The organism is Actinophytocola sp. (assembly GCF_035712165.1).
Lineage (GTDB): Bacteria > Actinomycetota > Actinomycetes > Mycobacteriales > Pseudonocardiaceae > DASYTH01.
Genome location: NZ_DASTBH010000220.1, coordinates 1 through 11,832, shown reverse-complemented (window position 1 = coordinate 11,832; position 11,832 = coordinate 1). Strand labels below are relative to the sequence as shown.

10 protein-coding genes are annotated in these 11,832 nt (G+C 72.0%); 7 read left to right on the top strand and 3 right to left on the bottom strand.

The genetic code is table 11. The features are described from left to right. Window positions 1-89 precede the first annotated feature (89 nt). Window positions 90-2,090 carry a Xaa-Pro dipeptidyl-peptidase gene (locus VFO68_RS12555; protein WP_325158419.1) on the bottom strand — a complete coding sequence of 667 codons (2,001 nt, stop codon included), beginning with the start codon at window positions 2,088-2,090 and terminating at the stop codon, window positions 90-92. A gap of 118 nt (window positions 2,091-2,208) precedes the next feature. On the opposite strand from VFO68_RS12555, the gene VFO68_RS12550 reads away from it, so the two are divergent. The 7 genes from VFO68_RS12550 to VFO68_RS12520 all read left to right on the top strand — a co-directional run bounded on the left by VFO68_RS12550 (window position 2,209) and on the right by VFO68_RS12520 (window position 8,965). Then, on the top strand, window positions 2,209-3,732 hold the full coding sequence (locus VFO68_RS12550; protein WP_325158418.1) for a mucoidy inhibitor MuiA family protein: 1,524 nt from the start codon (window positions 2,209-2,211) through the stop codon (window positions 3,730-3,732). A 69-nt stretch (window positions 3,733-3,801) separates the two neighbouring features. Then, window positions 3,802-4,692 (top strand): dihydrodipicolinate synthase family protein, encoded by an 891-nt coding sequence (locus tag VFO68_RS12545; RefSeq protein WP_325158417.1) that lies wholly within the window; start codon window positions 3,802-3,804, stop codon window positions 4,690-4,692. Next, window positions 4,692-5,693, top strand: coding sequence for a proline racemase family protein (locus VFO68_RS12540; protein ID WP_325158416.1), 1,002 nt, complete (start codon window positions 4,692-4,694; stop codon window positions 5,691-5,693). The genes VFO68_RS12545 and VFO68_RS12540 overlap by 1 nt, the downstream gene beginning before the upstream one ends. A 2-nt stretch (window positions 5,694-5,695) precedes the next feature. Beyond that, complete coding sequence (locus VFO68_RS12535; RefSeq protein ID WP_325158415.1) at window positions 5,696-6,346, top strand: GntR family transcriptional regulator; 651 nt, start codon at window positions 5,696-5,698, stop codon at window positions 6,344-6,346. Beyond that, window positions 6,343-7,452, top strand: coding sequence for an FAD-binding oxidoreductase (locus tag VFO68_RS12530; protein WP_325158414.1), 1,110 nt, complete (start codon window positions 6,343-6,345; stop codon window positions 7,450-7,452). The genes VFO68_RS12535 and VFO68_RS12530 overlap by 4 nt, the downstream gene beginning before the upstream one ends. Further along, window positions 7,449-7,679: a (2Fe-2S)-binding protein gene (locus tag VFO68_RS12525; protein ID WP_325158413.1), complete on the top strand. Its 231-nt coding sequence runs from the start codon at window positions 7,449-7,451 to the stop codon at window positions 7,677-7,679. Before VFO68_RS12530 ends, VFO68_RS12525 begins: the two co-directional genes overlap by 4 nt. Then, on the top strand, window positions 7,676-8,965 hold the full coding sequence (locus tag VFO68_RS12520) for an NAD(P)/FAD-dependent oxidoreductase (protein ID WP_325158412.1): 1,290 nt from the start codon (window positions 7,676-7,678) through the stop codon (window positions 8,963-8,965). Before VFO68_RS12525 ends, VFO68_RS12520 begins: the two co-directional genes overlap by 4 nt. Here VFO68_RS12520 and VFO68_RS12515 read toward each other — a convergent pair. Both VFO68_RS12515 and VFO68_RS12510 read right to left on the bottom strand, forming a co-directional pair. Further along, window positions 8,962-10,239 carry a LuxR C-terminal-related transcriptional regulator gene (locus VFO68_RS12515; RefSeq protein WP_325158411.1) on the bottom strand — a complete coding sequence of 426 codons (1,278 nt, stop codon included), beginning with the start codon at window positions 10,237-10,239 and terminating at the stop codon, window positions 8,962-8,964. The genes VFO68_RS12520 and VFO68_RS12515 overlap by 4 nt on opposite strands. A 173-nt stretch (window positions 10,240-10,412) precedes the next feature. After that, window positions 10,413-11,832, bottom strand: a 1,420-nt coding sequence (locus VFO68_RS12510; protein WP_325158410.1) for a peroxidase family protein, incomplete at its 5' end; no start/stop codon positions are given.

Below are 11,832 nucleotides of genomic sequence, written 5' to 3'. Positions count from 1 at the left end.
GAGATGTGTGCAGGGTTCTGGGGTGTTCAGCGTTGGTGCCCGAGTCCCTGGTGGGTGGGGACTCGGGGGCTGGGGTGGGGGTGGGTGGGTTAGTTGAAGGTGGGCCAGCGGGTGGGGGGTGGGGGGTCGGGGAGGGTGGCGGTGAGGTGGGGGGCTTGGGTGAGGTCGGGGAGGTCGGGGAGGGTGGTTGGGGCGGGGGTGGGTGGGGTGGTGGGGGTGCCGGGGCGGGTGGCGGTGGGGAGGAGGGAGATGGGGAGGGCCAGGCGGCTGTGGGCCAGGTCGATGGTGATGGTGGCGCCGGTGTCGCGGGGGACGGTGAAGGCGGGGTCGGACAAGGTGATGACCAGGCCCAGGACTCGGCCGGCGGGGAGGACGAGGTCGCGGGCGTGGAGGCGCCAGGTGATGGTGTGCCAGCGGCCGGGTTGCAGTGGGGTGGGGGTGGTGAGGGAGTTGCGGTGGGCGGCGTCGACCCAGCCGCGGGTGATCACCGCGAGGTCGCGGGTCGCCACGTTCTTCACCGTGTCGCGGTAGCAGGCGTCGTCGGCGGGAGTGCTGGCGCCCCAGCAGGATTCGGTGGTGAGGGTGCGGATGCCCTCGCCGGAGGCCAGGGAGTTGATGCGCTCGGCGGTGCCGTAGTCGACCAGCCGGGCGGACAGGCCGGTGTTGGGCTGGTTGGCGCGGACTCGGAGGCTGACCAGCGCGGTGCCACTGATGCGGAGGTCGTGTTGCAGGGGGGCGCTGAGGAAGACCTGGCGGCCGGCGAGGAGAGTGTTCGGGTTGGACACCGCGGCGTTCTCGCCGAGCTCCGGGTTGTCGGTGATGGACACGGTGGTGCCGGGGCGGGCCGGGCGCAGGCCCAGGGTGCCGGTGGTGCCGTCACCCGCGCCCAGTGAGACGGGCAGGCCGAAGGCGCCCAGCGCCGGCCAGGTCAGCTCGTTCACCCAGTGGTCCGGGGTGCGCTCGATGGTCGCCATCGGCTCTCGCATGACGTTGTTGCGCAGGCCCTGCAACCAGAAGTCGAACCACCTGTGCAGCGTGGTGACCCACTCGGCGCGGCGGAAGTCGAACGGGTCGACGTGTCCCGGCTGGCCCAGCCAGATCTTGCGCGGCACACCGCGCTCGGCCAGCGCGTCCCACCACTGCGCGAAGTGTTTGGTCTCCACGTTCAGGTCGTTCAGGCCGTGCACCACGAACACGCTGGCCCGCACCTTGCGGGCGTCGGGCACGAAGTTCCGCTCGGCCCAGAACGCGTTGAAGTTTCCGGTCGCGTTCTCCGACCCGGCGAGCAGCGCCGCCCGGTTCGCCACGCAGATCGGGTCCGGCCGCCCGTTGACGAACCCGGACAGCCAGGCCGGGCCGAAGTCGGTGGTGTAGAGCGCGCCGTTGTCCCGGTAGTAGTCGTACCAACTGGAGATCGCCGAGATCGGCACGATGGTGGCCAGGCCGTCGACACCGGTCGCGGCGACCCCGTTGGCCACGGTGCCGTCCCACGACTTGCCGATCATCCCGACCTTGCCGGTGGACCAGTCCGCGCGGGCGACCGTGCCGTCGGCGTACTCCCCGTGCGCCCGGCCGTTCAGCCAGTCGATCACGGTCTTCACGCCGATGATCTCCTCCCGGCCGCCGACGTCGCCACAGCCGGTGGAGCGGCTGGTGCCGTTGAAGTCCACGGCGGCGAAACCGTAACCGCGCGGCACGAAGTAGTTGTCGTAGAACAGCGGGAACTTCGTCACCGTGCCGTCGGGGGCGTAGACCTTGCGCTCGCTCTCGTTGCCCCGGCCGCAGCACTGGTAGTACGGCGAGGCGTCCATGATCACCGGGACCTTGACGCCGGACGCCACGGCCTCGCGGGGATGGATCAGGTCGACCACGACCTTGTCGCGCGCCCCGTCCCCGTCGTTGTCCAGCGGCGTGGTGACCCACACGCTCTCCCGGACGGCGTCGGCGTAGTCGTACACCGGCACGGTTTCGGTGCCGTTCACGTGCGGAGCCGAGGGGGCCGCGGTGGCGACCTGACCCGGCACGAGCAGAGTGGCCGCGCACAGCAGCACGGCCGCGAGGGTGGTGCGGCGCAAGGCCTGGATGGGCATGGGACGGAACCTATCGAGGGCGAAGTCGGCGGTGATAGGCCCAAAGGTCGGCTAGCCTCGCCCGATGGGCACACCTTCGGTTGGGGCGGTTACAACTTTGGTTGCGGAGATCGTCGCGGTGACGGTCTATCCGGGGCAGGCCCGGATCACCCGGCGGGGCACGGTTTCCGCCGCCGCGGGCGAGCAGCGGGTGCGCCTCGGCGGGCTGCCGCTGGGGCTGCGCCCGGACTCGGTGCGGGTGAACGGCCGCGGCCCGGCCACCGTGCTGGGGGTGGACGTGCTGGCCGAGCACCATCCGCGTTCCCCGGACGCCACCGTGGACGAGTTGGAGAAACGCCGGGAGACCCTGCAGGGCCGGTTGGCCGAGCTGGACGACGAGGCCACCGTGCTGGGCGCGCGCGAGCAGCTGATCGAGTCGCTGGTCCGGCGTGCCGCCGCCGCGTTCGCCAGAACGTTGACCGAGTCGGGTGACACCGATCGGGTGGCGGCGACCGGCGACGCTCTCGCGGCGCAGCTGGCCGCGGTGCTGGCCGCCCGCCGGGAGCTCGCCGACCGGCGCCGGGACGTCCAGCTCGAGCTGGACGCGGTAGGCCGCCGGCTGCACGAGCTGCTCGCCCAGCAGACCCCGGACCGGCTCGCGGTCGCCGTGGACCTGGACATGGCCCGGGACGGCGAGATCGAGCTGGAGATCTCCTACCTGGTCGACTCGGCGCGCTGGGAGTCGCGCTACGACGTCCGGCTGCACGACGAGCAGCTGACCCTGACCTGGTTCGGCCTGATCACCCAGCACAGCGGCGAGGACTGGCCGGAATGCGACCTGCGGCTGTCCACCGCGCGGCCGGCCAGCGCGGTCACGGTGCCCGAGCTGGACCCGTGGTATCTGGACCGCCACGAGGTGACCGTGTACCGCACCCGCTCGATGGACGCGGTGGCCGGTGCGCCCATGCCGGCGGCGCCCGGGATGGCCCTCGCCCAGGCGGCTCCGGAACGCGCCGCGGTGGCCACGGCGACCGTCGAGCAGGGCGTGACGGCGGCGGTCTACACCCCCGCGCGCCGCATCGCCGTGCCCTCCGACGGCTCCCCGCACCGCACCACGGTGACCGTCGCCGAGCTCTCCGCCCGGCTCGACCACGTGACCGTCCCGCTCAAGGGGCCGGAGGCCTATCTGCGGGCAACCGCGGTGAACTCCTCGGAGCACACGCTGCGCCCGGGCCCGGCGGCGATCTTCCACGAGACCGAGTTCGTCGGCACCACCCGACTCGAACCGTGGGCGCCGGGCGAGGAGGTGGAGCTGGCACTCGGGGTGGACGACCGGGTGCGGGTGGAGCGCGAGCTGGTGCGCCGGGCGGCCGGCAAGGCCGTGCTGGGCGGAACCCGGCGGCACGAGGCGGCCTACCGGATCACGGTCGGCAACTACGGACCGCGCCGGGCGAATGTCACGGTGGTGGACCAGATTCCGGTGTCCCGGGACGACGCGATCGTGGTGCGGGAGGTGCAGCTGGACCCGAAACCGGCGGAGCAGAGCGATCTCGGCGAGGTCACCTGGAAGCTGGAGCTGGATCCGGGCGCGACCGCCGAGCTCACGCTGGGGTTCCGGGTGGACGTGGCCAAGGGAGTGCGGTTGGCCGGCTGGAGCGAGTAATGCCGGACCACGCGGTGCCGCATCCCGCCTTGCCAGCCGGTGCGTAATACTATGTGATATTTTACTGCCATGACCGCACCCGCCCGGCCGTGGCACGGAGTGCTGGTGGCCACCGCGCTTCCGTTCCGCGACAACGACCTGGCCGTCGATCTGGACCGCTACGCCGAGCACGTCGCCTGGCTGGCCGGCGCCGGCTGCGACGGCGTGGTACCCAACGGATCCCTCGGCGAGTACCAGGTGCTCACCCCCGAGGAGCGCGCCGCCGTGGTGCGCACCGCGGCGCAGGCCGCCCCGGAGGGGTGCACGGTGATGCCCGGCGTCGCCGCGTACGGCGCGCTGGAGGCCCGGCGGTGGACCGAGCAGGCCGGCGAGGCCGGGGCTCCGGTGGTGATGTTGTTGCCCCCCAACGCCTACCGGGCCGACGAGCGGACCGTGGTCGAGCACTACCGGGAGGTGGCCCGGGCCGGACTGCCGATCGTGGCCTACAACAACCCGCACGACACCCGGGTGGATCTCACCCCGGAACTGCTCGCCCGGCTGTTCGACGAGGGCCTGATCGTCGCGGTCAAGGAGTTCAGCGGCGACGTGCGCCGGCCCTACCGGATCGCCGAGTTGGCCCCCGACCTCGACCTGCTGGTCGGCGCGGACGACGTGCTGCTGGAACTGGCCATGGCCGGGGCGGTCGGCTGGGTGGCCGGCTTCCCCAATTCCCTGCCGCACCAGTGCGTCGAGCTGTACCGGGCCGCCACCGGCGCCGACCCGGCCGCCGCCGTGCCCGCCTACCGCCGGCTGCATCCGTTGCTGCGCTGGGACTCCCGCCCGGAGTTCGTCCAGGCGATCAAGGTGTCCATGGACGCCGCCGGACGCTACGGCGGTCCGTGCCGCCCGCCCCGCTTCCCACTGTCCGATGAGGACACCAAGGCGATCCTGACCGCGACGGCGCAGGAGTTGACCGGCTGATGCGCTCCCGCAACGTCTTCCACGCCGTCGAGTCGCACACCGAGGGCATGCCGACCAGGGTGATCACCGGCGGGGTCGGGGTGATTCCCGGCGCCACCATGGCCGACCGGCGCGCCCACCTGATCGAGCACCTGGACCACCTGCGCCGGCTGCTGATGTACGAGCCGCGCGGCCACGCGGCGATGTCCGGGGCGATCCTGCAACCGCCGACCCGCCCGGACGCCGATCACGGCGTGCTGTTCATCGAGGTCTCCGGGGCCCTGCCGATGTGCGGGCACGGCACCATCGGGGTGGCCACGGTCCTGGTGGAGACCGGAATGGTGCCGGTGACCGAGCCGGTGACCACGGTGCGCCTCGACGTGCCGGCCGGCCTGGTGACCGCCGAGGTGAGCGTGCGGGACGGCCGGGCGACGGCGGTGACCATCCGCAACGTGGCCTCGTTCGCGGTGGCGCTGGACGCCAAGGTCGAGGTGCCCGGGTTCGGCCCGGTGCGCTACGACCTGGCCTACGGCGGGAACTTCTACGCGATCGTGCCGCTGGAGGAGTTGGGGCTGCCGTTCGACCGCGCGCAGCAGGGCCGGATCCTCGACGCCGGCCTCGCGGTGCGGGACGCCATCAACGCCACCGACCCGCCGGTGCACCCGGAGGACCCGGCGGTGCGCGGCGTGCACGGCGTCTACCTCGCCGCCCCCGGTTCCGACGCCGTCCACTCCAGACACGCGATGGTGCTGCCGCCCCGGTGGTTCGACCGGTCACCGTGCGGCACGGGCACTTCGGCCCGGATGGCCGCCCTGCACGCACGCGGCGAACTGGCAATGGAGTCGGAGTTCGTCAACGAGTCGTTCCTCGGCACCCGGTTCGTCGGCCGGCTCGCCGGCGAGACCACGGTCGGCGGCCGGCGCGCGGTGCTGCCCACGATCACCGGTCGCGCCTGGGTCACCGGCACGGCGCAGTACCTGCTGGATCCCGAAGACCCGTTCCCGGCCGGGTTCCTGCTGTGACAATGGAACTGCCCAACCTTGCCGACCGGCGGAGCCTGCGCGAGCAGGTCGCCGACGCGTTGCGGGCCGGCATGATCAGCGGCCGGCTGCAGCCCGGGGTGGTCTACTCCGCGCCGGTACTGGCCGCGACGTTCGGCGTCTCGGCCACCCCGGTCCGCGAGGCGATGCTGGACCTGGCCAAGGACGGCCTGGTGGAAGCCGTCCGCAACAAAGGTTTCCGGGTCACCGAACTGTCCGAACAGGACCTTGACGAGCTCACCGAGCTGCGCATGCTGATCGAGGTGCCGACCACCGGCCGGCTGGCCGGCCGGTTGGACGGCGCCGCCCTCGCCGAGCTGCGTGCGCTGGCCCGGGAAATCGAGGACGGCGCGGCGTCCGGCGACCTGATCCGCTATCTGGAGGCGGACCGGACGTTCCACCTCACGCTGCTCGGGCACGCCGGAAACCGGCATCTGGTCGAACTGGTCGACGATCTGCGCTCCCGGGCCCGGCTCTACGGCCTGGACCGGTTGGCCGGCACCGGCGCGCTGGTCGAGTCCGCCCGCGAGCACGCCGCCCTGCTCGACCTGATCGAACGCGGCGACCGCGCCGGAACCACGGCCCTGATCCGGGCGCACATCCGGCAGGTTCGAACCAGCTGGGCCGGGCGATGACCGATGTCGTGGTGATCGGCGCGGGCATCGTCGGGGCGTCCTGCGCCTACTACGCGGCGCGCGCCGGGCTGTCGGTGACCGTGGTCGACCGGGGTCCGTTGGCCGGCGGCACCACGAGCGCCGGTGAGGGCAACATCCTGTTGTCGGACAAGGAACCCGGCCCGGAGCTGGATCTCGGCCTGCTGTCCTACCGGCTGTGGCGCGAGCTGGACGTCGGCCCGATCGAGCTGGAACCCAAGGGCGGGCTGATGATCGCGGCGAACGAGGCCCTGATGTCCAAGGTGGACACCCTGGTCACCGCCCAGCGCGCGGTCGGCGTCGACGCGACCGTCGTGCAGGACCTGGCGGCCTACGAACGCGAGCTGCGCCCCGGCCTGGCCGGTGGCGCGTTCTACCCGCAGGATCTCCAGGTGCAGCCGATGCTCGCCACCGCCCGGTTGTTGCACGCCGCACCCGGGCTCACCGTCCACTACGGACAGCAGGTGACCGGCATCGAGACGGCTCGGGATCGGATCGTGGCGGTGCGCACCGATCGCCTGCGCATCCCCACCGCCGCGGTGGTCAACGCGGCCGGCGTGTGGGCCGGCGAGGTGGCCGCGCTGGCCGGGCCCCGGCTTCCCATCGCGCCACGGCGGGGGTTCGTCCTGGTCACCGAGCCGCTGCCGCCGCTGGTGCGGCACAAGGTCTACACCGCCGACTACCTGGACAACGTGGCCAGCGGCGAGGCCGGGTTGCAGGCCTCGGCCGCGGTCGAGGGCACGCCGGCCGGCACGATCCTGATCGGCGCCAGCCGGGAACGGGTGGGCTTCGACCGCGGCTTCGCCCTTCCGGTGCTGCGCCGGCTGGCCGCGCAGGCGATCGCGCTGTTCCCGTTCCTGTCCCGGGTCCGGTTGCTCCGCGCCTACCGGGGATTCCGCCCGTACAGCCCCGACCATCTGCCGCTGATCGGCCCGGACCCCCGGGTCGGCGGCCTGTTCCACGCCTGCGGCCACGAGGGCGCCGGCATCGGCCTGTCCCAGGCGACCGGATACGTGATCGCGCGCGAGCTGACCGGCGCGCCGCGCGAGTTCGACCTGGCGCCGTTCGCACCGGAGCGGTTCCAATGATCACCTTCGCGGGCCGGCCGATCCCGTTCGAGCCGGGTCAGAGCATCGCCGCGGCACTGATCGCGGCGGGCATCCGGTCCTGGCGGCGCACCCGCCGCGCCGGCGCGCCACGCGGGCTGTTCTGCGGCATCGGCGCCTGCTACGACTGCCTGGTCACGGTCAACGGCGAACCGGCCCAACGCGCCTGCCTGCTGCCGGCCCGGGACGGCGACGTGGTCGAACCATGAGGTACGACATCGCGGTGGTGGGTGCCGGGCCGGCGGGGCTGGCCGCCGCCGCGCGCGCGTCCGCCGCCGGCCGCCGGGTGGTGCTGCTGGACGCCGGCCCGCTGCCGGGCGGCCAGTACTGGCGGCACCGCGCGGGTTTCGCCCCGGCCGACCGGCGGTTCCGGGCGCTGGCCGGCACGCTCGACCGGGTCGACTACCGGTCCGGCGCGCCGGTGTGGTTCGCCGAGCCGGGCTTCACGCTGCACACCGGCGCCGGCGAGATCTCCGCCGGGCGGCTGGTGCTGGCCACCGGGGCACATGACCGGGTGGTTCCGTTCCCCGGCTGGGATCTGCCCGGGGTCACCACGGCCGGCGGGGCGCAGGCGTTGCTGAAGGGCCACGGCGTGCTGGCCGGCCGGCGGATCGTGGTCGCCGGGACCGGTCCGTTCCTGCTCCCGGTGGCCACCGGGCTGGCCCGGGCCGGCGCCCGGATCGCGGGCGTGTTCGAGGCCGCGCCCGCGCTGCGGATGATCCGGCGGCGGATCCCGCTGGACAAGCTGACCGAGGCCGCGGGCTACGCCGCCCGGTTCGCCCGGCACCGGATTCCTTACCGCACCGGGCATCGCCTGCTCGCGGCGCACGGCGACGGCGAGGTGGACGCGGTCACCGTGGCCGGCCGAAACGGTGTCCCCCGGCGGATCCGGTGCGACGCGCTCGCCGTGGGCTACGGGTTCACCCCGGCGCTGGAACTGCCCACGCTGCTGGACTGTGCGGTGCGGGTGGACGGGGACACCAACCTGGTGGTCACCGTCGACCACGCCCAGCAGACCACCGTTGCCGGCGTGTTCGCCGCCGGCGAGATCACCGGTGTCGGCGGCGCCGACCTGGCGTTGGTGGAGGGCGCGATCGCGGGCGCGGCCGCCGCCGGGTCCGCCGTGCCGGACCGGCTGGCCAAACGGCGCGCCGGGTTGCGCCGGTTCGCCGCCGCGCTGCGCGAGACCTACCGCGTGCCACCGGGTTGGCCGGACGGGCTGGCCGAGGACACCCTGGTCTGCCGCTGCGAGGAGGTCTCCTACGGCGCCATCCGCACCGCGGTGACCGAGCTGCGCGCGACCGAGGCGCGGACCGTGAAGTTGTTGACGCGCGCCGGAATGGGCTGGTGCCAGGGCCGGATCTGCGGTTACCCGGTGGCCTGCCTGGCCGCACGGCTCGGTGGCCGGGCAGTGACCGAGTCGGACCTGGATGCCTTCGCCCGCCGGCCGATCGCCATGCCGATCACGCTCGGCGAGTTGGCCGGGGACTCCTAGCTGGAGGGCGGTCGCGCGGCCGGGATCAGGTCGAGCAGACCCAACGCGTGTGCCGCGGCCAGCGCCCCCGGCCGGTTGCGGGCCCCGAGTTTGCGGAACAGCCGGGCCTGGGTGTTCTCCACGGTCTTCTCCGCGATTCCCAGTGCCCGCGCGGTGAGCCGAACGGTGTGGCCGTTGGCGATCGAGCGCAGGATGTCGCACTCCCGGGAGGTCAGCTCCGGCAGGCCGGGCGCCGATCCCCCGGAAGGGCCACGTACGGCATCGAGCAGGGCACCGGCGGCGCTCTCCTCGATCGCCAGGTAGCCGTGCGTGGCCAGGGTCAGGGCGGGCACCAGGTCGCTCGCCACCCGGTCGGCGGTGACCACGGTGAGCGCGCCGCGCAGCAGGGCGCCGAGCACCTCGGCGCGCGGCGGCGGCGTGCTGCGGACCAGGGCGACCGGCAGCCCCGCGTCCCAGCCGGTCGGCCAGTCGGTCGGCGCCGGGTCGACCAGCACCACGAACATCGACTCCGATGCCTCGCCTTCCGCGGGCCTGCGCCGGTTCGTGTCCACGTCGGTGGCCACGGAGATCCCGCCGGCCAGCAGCGCCGCGGCGACCTGCTCGCGGGTCGGGCCGACGGCGCCGCGCAGCACGGCGACCACCGTGCCGACCGGTCTCGCGCCGGCCGGTCTGGTCGCCGGGCGGCTGATGATGCCCAGCGCGGTCGCCCGGGCCACCACCTGGCACTGGCTGGCCACCTCGAGCTTGCGGTAGATCCGCCGCTTGGCGTTGGCCACGGCGGAGGTGCTGATGTCGAGCAGCTGGGCTATCCGGTTGGCGGTGTGCCCGGCGCTGAGCAGGGAGATGATCTTCCCTTCCTGCTCGGTGAGTCCGTCCTCCACGCCCGCCGAGCGGACCGGGTGGTTTCGGTACGTGGCGACATAACGTTGCAACACGACCAGCAACGCATCCAGCCCGTGCGAGCAGGGCAGCAGCGTGTCGACTCCCAACTGCCACAACGCACCCAGTTCGGCCGAGGACAACCGTTCGTAGACGACCACCAACCGGGCCAGATCCACGCAGTCCTTGAGCCGCTTGAGCACTACTTCATCGGTACCGATACCGCCGCCGACATCGACCAGAACAACGTCGGGATGTTGCAGCTCACACAGCATGGGAAGATCATCGAGATCGGCCACGCTGCCGACGACCGTGTACTCGGATCTCGCTTCCAGACACCCGGCCAGCGCATCTCTGAACAGGCGTCGTGGAGAGCGCAGCGCTACACGGATCATGTACATCTACCCCTTTGCGCCTGGCACTCCCCGTGACTCCACATTCTCGTACTGCGACCACAGGTTGCAACAGGCCCTAGGGGATTTAATTTGGTCTACTCCAGTTTAGGTCCACAGTCTGTGGACAACGTCGGCCCCCGGGGATCACCCGGGGGGCCGACCGTGTCACCCGTCTAGCCGATTGAGCACTGCGTCGTGTTCAACGTGAATCTTGTTGGTCGGGCATTCGTAACGTTGTTCCAGGTGGCGGTGAACCCCACATCTCTGACTGTCGCTCCTGGGGCAATTGTCGCATTCCAGCCCGCGTTCTCCACGGGCGCACGGAATTCGTCCTGCACCACCGCCCCGTTCCACAGTCCGGTGATCTGCTGGCCGTTGGCGAAGCTGAACCGCATCGTCCAGTTGGTGATCGGCACCGAACCGGTGTTGGTGATGTTCATGTTCGCCTGGAAGCCACCGGTCCACTGGTTGACCACGTTGTAGCTGACCCGGCAGGCGGTGGGCGGGTTGTCGCCGTGCGTGAAGAACACGTTGGTCGGCAGCTCCGCCCGCGGGATCCCGGCGTTACGGGAGATGATGTCGCCCAGGTTCGACCGGAAGTCGATCCCGTAGGTGTTGCGGATGAAGGTCAGGCCCGGGTCGTTCTGGTAGAAGAACCGGTCACCGTCGCGGAGCCGGGTGAACTCCCGCGCCCACATCGCCCGCTGCAGCGGACCGAGGTCGCTGCCCGCGGCGTGCCGCTCGGCCAGCGCGCCCACGAAGGCGTCGACGTTGTTCACGTTGCCGTAGATGGCCTGCATGCGAGCGGCCAGCGGGGTCCGCCGGGTCACACTGGTCACCGTCGCGGTGGCCCGGGCCTCGTCGGCCGGGTCGACCGTGGCGTTGAACGCATCCCTGAGCTGGGTGAACTCCAGGCTTGCCGGGTTGTCCACGCCGGTGCCCGGCGGGAACGACGAGCTCGACTCACCGGTGAGCTGGGTGAACGAGGTCACCGGGGCCAGCCCGTAGGCCTGGCGCATCTGGTTGTAGGTCGGCATGCCGTGGTCGCGGCCACGCTCGATGTCGATCGCGCCGAGGTCGACCACGCCGTTGAAGCAGTCCGGAAGCTCCGGCCCGTCGAGGCATTCCGGGTTGCCGGAGACCGGCACCTGGAACAGCACGCTGCGCAGCTGGTTGTCGATCATCTCGTCGTTGTTGTACTGCGCCTCGGCACCGACCGCCTCCAGCAGCGGGCCGAGCCCGATCGGCTGGACCAGTGCGGGGTTGAAGAAGCCGCGGTTCAGCGGAATGACGAGGGCGACCTCGTCGCCGTCGATCTCGACCTCGATGCCCTGCGAGCGGAACATGTCGAGCTGGGCGGCGGTCCAGGTGTCGGCCTCGCCCTCGATCTCCATCTCGCCGTGGATCTGGCTGTGCACCCGGTAACCGACCGTGGCGAACTCGTTGGTGAGCGTGGAGTCAACGTTGTTCTTGTAACCGGAGTAGGCGGGAATCGGGACACCCATCGCGGGCAGCCACTCGTTGTAGGTGATGAACTGCTGCTCGGCGATGACCACCCGGCGGGCGATCTGGAACTTGTCCTCCTCGCTCAGC

Bases quoted from the DNA above. Each gene is read 5' to 3' on its own strand.
- VFO68_RS12555 (WP_325158419.1), bottom strand. From the start codon at position 2,090: ATGCCCATCCAGGCCTTGCGCCGCACCACCCTCGCGGCCGTGCTGCTG.
- VFO68_RS12545 (WP_325158417.1), top strand. From the start codon at position 3,802: ATGACCGCACCCGCCCGGCCGTGGCACGGAGTGCTGGTGGCCACCGCG.
- VFO68_RS12540 (WP_325158416.1), top strand. From the start codon at position 4,692: ATGCGCTCCCGCAACGTCTTCCACGCCGTCGAGTCGCACACCGAGGGC.
- VFO68_RS12535 (WP_325158415.1), top strand. From the start codon at position 5,696: ATGGAACTGCCCAACCTTGCCGACCGGCGGAGCCTGCGCGAGCAGGTC.
- VFO68_RS12530 (WP_325158414.1), top strand. From the start codon at position 6,343: ATGACCGATGTCGTGGTGATCGGCGCGGGCATCGTCGGGGCGTCCTGC.
- VFO68_RS12525 (WP_325158413.1), top strand. From the start codon at position 7,449: ATGATCACCTTCGCGGGCCGGCCGATCCCGTTCGAGCCGGGTCAGAGC.
- VFO68_RS12520 (WP_325158412.1), top strand. From the start codon at position 7,676: ATGAGGTACGACATCGCGGTGGTGGGTGCCGGGCCGGCGGGGCTGGCC.
- VFO68_RS12515 (WP_325158411.1), bottom strand. From the start codon at position 10,239: ATGATCCGTGTAGCGCTGCGCTCTCCACGACGCCTGTTCAGAGATGCG.